A 5841-nucleotide genomic window follows, 5' to 3' on the forward strand; every position below is an offset into this window, starting at 1 on the left:
GTCGGCGGGCACCGGACCGCGCCCGACCGGTTCCTGGGTTCGCCCACGACCGCACGCCCCTCCCCCGGGCCCCTCGCCGTGGCCGCCGACCGGGGCGGGGCCCGCGTCGGCCTCGGCCGTTCCGTGTGCGAGGTGAACCGCCGCTCAGCGGGGGCGGCGGCGCAAGGGCGCCAGTGGCGGGATCCCGCCCGGTCAAGCCTCGGTCATGGCCCGGACCTCGGCCTTGTTCGCCGGCGCCCGGCGTGGCTACCTTCCTATCGCTGACGCCGTGAAGGCTCAGCACCATCCTCTTGGCATGCCCAGATCATCAGCCGTCCGGCAGGGCTCCCCGTCCCCCAACGGGCCGACGCGCCATGCCCCACCGGACGCCAGGGCAGCCGTCTGCACGTGCGCGTCCCCCCTCACCCCGGGCCTGCACCCCGACGAGCCGCCGCACGACGGCGGTGCCCGCACGCACGCCCAGGGCCCGACCCCCCACTTGGGAGGGCTCCGTTGCACACCTTCGTCCGTTCCCCCCTGCGGCACGGCCGGCTCCGTGCCGCCACCGCGACCTTCGCGGTCGGCGCCGTGGTGGCCGCCGGCCTCGCGCTCGCGGCCCCGGCCGGCGCCACAGCGACCGCGTCCGGCACGTCCGGCACGTCCGGCGCCGGCGTCAAGCACGTGTGCGCCAAGCCGACCGAGCGTCACCAGCTGGCCTGCGACGCCCTGGTGCGCACCGACGTCGCCCAGCCGCACGCCTTCTCGCTCACTGCGGTCTCGCCGGACGCCACGCCGTCCGGCTTCGGCCCGGGCGACCTCCAGAGCGCCTACGGCCTGTCGGCCAACGGCGGCGCCGGGCAGACGGTGGCCATCGTCGACGCCCAGGACGACCCCAACGCCGAATCCGACCTGGCGACCTACCGCACGCAGTACGGGCTGCCCGCGTGCACCACCGCCAACGGCTGCTTCAAGAAGATCGACCAGAACGGCGGCACCAGCTACCCGACCTCCGACACCGGCTGGGCGGGCGAGATCTCCCTCGACCTCGACATGGTCTCCGCGGTCGCGCCGAACGCCCACATCCTGCTGGTCGAGGCCACCTCGGCGACCATGTCGGACCTCGGCGCCTCCGTCAACCAGGCCGTCGCCCAGGGCGCCAAGTTCGTCTCCAACAGCTACGGCGGCGCCGAGGACTCGACCGACACCTCCGCCGACAGCCAGTACTTCAACCACCCCGGCGTGGCCATCACCGCCTCCTCCGGCGACTCCGGCTACGGCGCCCAGTACCCGGCCGGCTCCCCGGGCGTCATCTCGGTCGGCGGCACCTCACTGACCCGGGACTCCAGCTCCCGCGGCTGGAGCGAGTCCGTCTGGGGCACCAGCTCCGGCGGCCAGGGCGCCGGCTCCGGCTGCTCCGCCTACGAGCCCAAGCCGAGCTGGCAGACCGACAGCGGCTGCGCCAACCGCACCATCTCCGACGTGTCGGCCGTCGCCGACCCGGCCACCGGCGTCGCGGTCTACCAGACCTACGGCGGCAGCGGCTGGGCCGTGTACGGCGGCACCAGCGCCTCCTCGCCGATCATCGCCGCCGTCTACGCCGACGCGGGCACCCCGGGCGCGGGCGACAACCCCGCCAAGTACCCGTACGCGCACACCAACGCGCTCAACGACGTGACCAGCGGCGCCAACGGCACCTGCTCGCCGGCCTACCTGTGCACGGCCGGCGCCGGCTACGACGGCCCGACCGGCCTGGGCACCCCCAACGGCCTGGCCGCCTTCACGGCCGGCGGCAGCACCGGCGGCAACACCGTCACGGTCACCGGCCCCGGCAGCCAGAGCGGGACGGTCGGCACCGCCGCCAGCCTGCAGATCCACGCCAGTGACTCGGCCTCCGGCCAGACCCTGAGCTACTCGGCCACCGGCCTGCCGGCCGGACTGTCGATCAACTCCTCGTCCGGCCTGATCTCCGGCACCCCGACCACCGCGGGCAGCGACAACGTCACGGTCACCGCCAAGGACGGCACCGGCGCCAGCGGCTCCGCCTCCTTCACCTGGACCATCGCCGGCTCCGGCGGCGGCACCTGCACCGGCGGCGGCCAGCTGCTCGGCAACGCCGGCTTCGAGACCGGCACCGCCTCGCCCTGGACCGCCAGCTCCGGCGTCATCGACAACTCCGCCGGTGAGGCCGCCCACTCCGGCAGCTGGAAGGCCTGGCTCGACGGCTACGGCACCACCCACACCGACACCCTGAGCCAGAGCGTCACCATCCCGGCCGGCTGCAAGGCGAGCTTCTCCTTCTGGCTGCACGTCGACACCGCCGAGACCGGCAGCACGGCCTACGACAAGCTCACCGTCCAGGCCAACTCCACCACCCTGCACACCTACTCCAACGTCGACGCGGGCACCGGCTACGTGCAGCGGACCTTCGACCTGTCGAGCTTCGCGGGCCAGACGGTGACCCTGAAGTTCACCGGCACCGAGGACTCCTCCCTGCAGACCAGCTTCGTCATCGACGACGCCGCCCTCAACGCCTCCTGACCGACGCTTCTCCGACCCGTGTGGGCCGCAGCCCCGCTGCGGCCCACCGGCCTGTTCAGCCGCGCCCCTGGGCCCAGGCCCGGCGGGTGGTCGCGGGGAGGACGCTGCCGAACACGCTGCCGGTGAAGGGACGCTGCTGATCATCGGCGCCCTCGCCGGCGGCGCCGGGCGCTTCAGCGAACTGCGGCTGAGTCAGTCCAGGTTCCGGGCCGCCCGCAGCCGGGCCGACAGGGTGTCCGGGGCGATGAGCGGGTCCGGGTAGTCGGGGGCGAGCAGCCAGGGGCGGTGCACGGCCGGGCCGGGCAGGTGGGCCAACTCCGGTACCCAGCGCCGTACGTAGTCCCCGTCGGGGTCGTAGCGGTCGGCCTGGCGCAGCGGGTTGAGGACCCGGTTGGGCCGGGTGTCGGTGCCGGTGCCGGCCACCCACTGCCAGTTGAGCTGATTGTTCGCCACGTCGCCGTCGACCAGCAGCGACAGGAAGTGGGCGGCGCCGATCCGCCAGTCCAGGTGGAGGGACTTGGCGAGGAAGCTCGCCGTCAGCAGTCGGGCCCGGTTGTGCATCCAGCCCTCGTGGGCGAGTTGGCGCATTCCGGCGTCGATGATCGGGTAGCCGGTGCGGCCCTGCCGCCAGGCCTCCGCCTCGCGCTCGTCCCGGTGCCAGTGGTCGTCCCGGGTGCGGTAGTCGCGGTGCGCGGCGTCGGGGCGGGCGGCGAGCACCTGGTGGTGGAAGTCGCGCCAGGCGAGCTGGCGGACGAAGGCCTCCGCCCCGGGGCCGCCGTGCTGCAGGGCGCTGGCGGTCAGCTCGGTGGGCGACAGACAGCCGAAGTGCAGGTACGGGGAGAGCCGGGAGGTGTCGTCGGCCGCGAGGTCGTCGTGGACGTCGGCGTACGCGTCGACGTCCCAGCGTCGCCACCGTTCCCGGGCCGCGGTCTCGCCGCCGCACGGCAGGCCCGGCGAGGACGGGCCCTGGGCCACCAGGTTCTCGCTGCCGATCCCGTCCGGGGTGCGGATCACCCGGGGCGTGCCCAGCACCGTGCGGCGCGGCACCTGCTGCCAGGCGCGGTGGTACGGGGTGAAGACGGCGTAGTGGTCGCGGCCGGCCGGGGTGATCCGCCCGGCGGGGACGACGGTCACGGAGGCGTCGTGGACGTGCAGCCGGTCGCCGAACAGGGCGAGCAGCCGGGCCTCGCGCCGCCGGGCGAAGCCGCTGACCCCGGCGGCGAGGTGCACCGTCCCGGCGCCGGTCTCGGCGGCGACCCGGGCCGTCTGCTCGTCGGTCGTGCCCCGGCGCACGATCAGCCGGGAGCCGGTGCGGCGCAGCGAGGCATCCAGGTCGGTGAGGCAGTCGGCCAGGAAGGCCAGCCGGTTGGGGGCGGCGAAGCCGGCCGTCTCGACGGCCGGGTCGAGGACGAACAGCGGCACCACCTGGTCGGCGGCGGCGCGGGCGGCGTGCAGCACGGGGTTGTCGTGCAGGCGGAGGTCCTGGGTGAACAGGGCGATCGAGACGGTCATCGGCGGGGCCTCGGGTGCGGGTGCGGTCGGTTTCTCGGGGTGCGGCGGGGTTACGGCGGGGTACTCAGGGGTGCGGCCCGGCCCGGCGGGCGCGGTCGGTGATGTTGCGCGCCATGGCGTCGAACACCAGGGAGTGGAACGGCGCCACCGACCACCAGTAGACGTGGCCGGCCAGTCCGTGCGGGTGGAACAGCGCGCGCTGGCGGTAGAGCGCCCCGCCGGCGCCGTCCGGGCCGACCCGCAGCTCCAGCCAGGCCAGTCCCGGCAGCCGCATCTCGGCCCGCAGCCGCAGCAGCCGCCCGGGCTCGATCTCCTCGACCCGCCAGAAGTCCAGGGCGTCGCCGACCCGCAGCCGGTCCGGGTCGCGCCGGCCGCGGCGCAGTCCGACCCCGCCGGCCAGCCGGTCCAGGGTGCCGCGCAGCGCCCAGGCGAACGGGAGGGAGTACCAGCCGTTCTCGCCGCCGACGCCCTCGACCACCTGCCACAGGGCGGCCGGGTCGGCGGCGACCCGCCGTTCCCGCAGGTCCTGGTAGAGGCTGCCGCCGGCCCAGTCGGGGTCGGTGGGCAGCGGGTCGCTGGGGGCGCCGGGGAGCGAGGCGGAGGACCAGCGGGTGGTGACCTTGGCCTCGCGGATCCGGCGCAGGGCGAGTTCCAGGGCGCGGTCGAAGCCGGTGAGTCCCTGCGGCGGGTCGGGGATCCAGTGGGCGATGTCGTGCTCGTGGCAGACCACCTCGTGCCGCAGCGACTCCACCAGCGGGCGGGCCAGCGGTCCGGGCACCGGGGTGACCAGGCCGACCCAGTGGCTGGACAGCGCCGGGGTCAGCACCGGCACCGGCACGATCAGCCGGGGCGGCAGGCCCGCGGCGCGGGCGTAGCGCTGCATCATCAGCCGGTAGGTGAGCACCTCCGGGCCGCCGATGTCGAAGACCCGGTCGACCTCCGGCGGCAGCTCGGCGGCGGCGACCAGGTAGCGCAGCACGTCCCGGACGGCGATGGGCTGGATCCGGGTGTTGACCCAGCGCGGGGTGACCATCGCGGGCAGGCGTTCGGTGAGGTAGCGGAGCATCTCGAAGGAGGCGGAGCCGGAGCCGATGATGACGGCGGCCCGCAGTTCGGCGGTGGGCACCCCCGCGGCGCGCAGCTCCCGGCCGACCTCGGCGCGCGAGCGCAGGTGCGGGGACAACCCCGTCTCGGGCACCCCGGCGGGCAGCAGTCCGCTGAGGTAGACGATCCGGCCCACCCCGGCCCGGGCGGCCGCGCGGGCGAAGGCGCGGGCGGCGCGCCGGTCGGTGGCTTCGAAGTCCGTCCCGGTGCCGAGCGAGTGGATCAGGTAGTAGGCGACGTCGACGCCGTCGAAGGCGCCGTCCAGGGTCTCGGGCCGGGTGACGTCGCCGGTCGCGGCCTCGACCCGGTCGCGCCACGGCTGGTCGCGCAGCCGCCCGGGGTCGCGGGCCAGGCAGCGCACCCGGTGGCCGGCCGCGAGGAGGTCGGGGACGAGTCGTCCGCCGATGTAGCCGGTGGCGCCGGTGACCAGGCAGTGCAGTCCGCGCGGGGCTCGCTCGTTCACCGTTCGCTCCTTCCGTTCCTTCCGTTCGCTTCGCACCTGCGCCTACCCGGTTCCGGTCAGCGGAGCAGTTCCTCCAGCAGGTCGAGGGCGGAGGCCAGGTCGCGCGGGCGCAGGGTGCCGGGCGGGCGGCGGGGGCCGGTCCAGCCGGGCCCGGCGACCAGTACGACGGGCTGGGCACGGGCGCCCTGCGGGCCCCAGGCGGTCCGGACCACCCGCTCGACCAGGGCCCGGTCGGCGGTGCGGGC

At 75.4% G+C, this 5841-nt stretch carries 3 protein-coding genes and 1 pseudogene; 1 reads left to right on the top strand and 3 read right to left on the bottom strand.

Features of this window, described 5'->3' with window-relative positions:
• Positions 1–492: 492 nt before the first annotated feature.
• Complete coding sequence (locus tag BG452_RS28285) at positions 493–2517, top strand: putative Ig domain-containing protein (protein WP_188307190.1); 2025 nt, start codon at positions 493–495, stop codon at positions 2515–2517.
• A 192-nt stretch (positions 2518–2709) separates the two neighbouring features.
• Here BG452_RS28285 and BG452_RS28290 read toward each other — a convergent pair whose 3' ends face one another.
• The 3 genes and pseudogenes from BG452_RS28290 to BG452_RS28300 all read right to left on the bottom strand — a co-directional run.
• Complete coding sequence (locus tag BG452_RS28290) at positions 2710–4029, bottom strand: cryptochrome/photolyase family protein (protein WP_188307191.1); 1320 nt, start codon at positions 4027–4029, stop codon at positions 2710–2712.
• Positions 4030–4093: 64 nt separating this feature from the next.
• Positions 4094–5596 (bottom strand): SDR family oxidoreductase, encoded by a 1503-nt coding sequence (locus BG452_RS28295; protein WP_317621263.1) that lies wholly within the window; start codon positions 5594–5596, stop codon positions 4094–4096.
• Positions 5597–5652: 56 nt separating this feature from the next.
• A pseudogene (locus BG452_RS28300) lies at positions 5653–5841 on the bottom strand (transcriptional regulator); the annotation flags it as partial.

This window comes from Streptomyces sp. CBMA123 (assembly GCF_014596465.1).
In the GTDB taxonomy this organism is placed as follows: domain Bacteria; phylum Actinomycetota; class Actinomycetes; order Streptomycetales; family Streptomycetaceae; genus Kitasatospora.

Excerpts from the sequence above, each read along its gene's own strand:
- BG452_RS28290 (WP_188307191.1), bottom strand. The coding sequence starts at position 4,029 with ATGACCGTCTCGATCGCCCTGTTCACCCAGGACCTCCGCCTGCACGAC.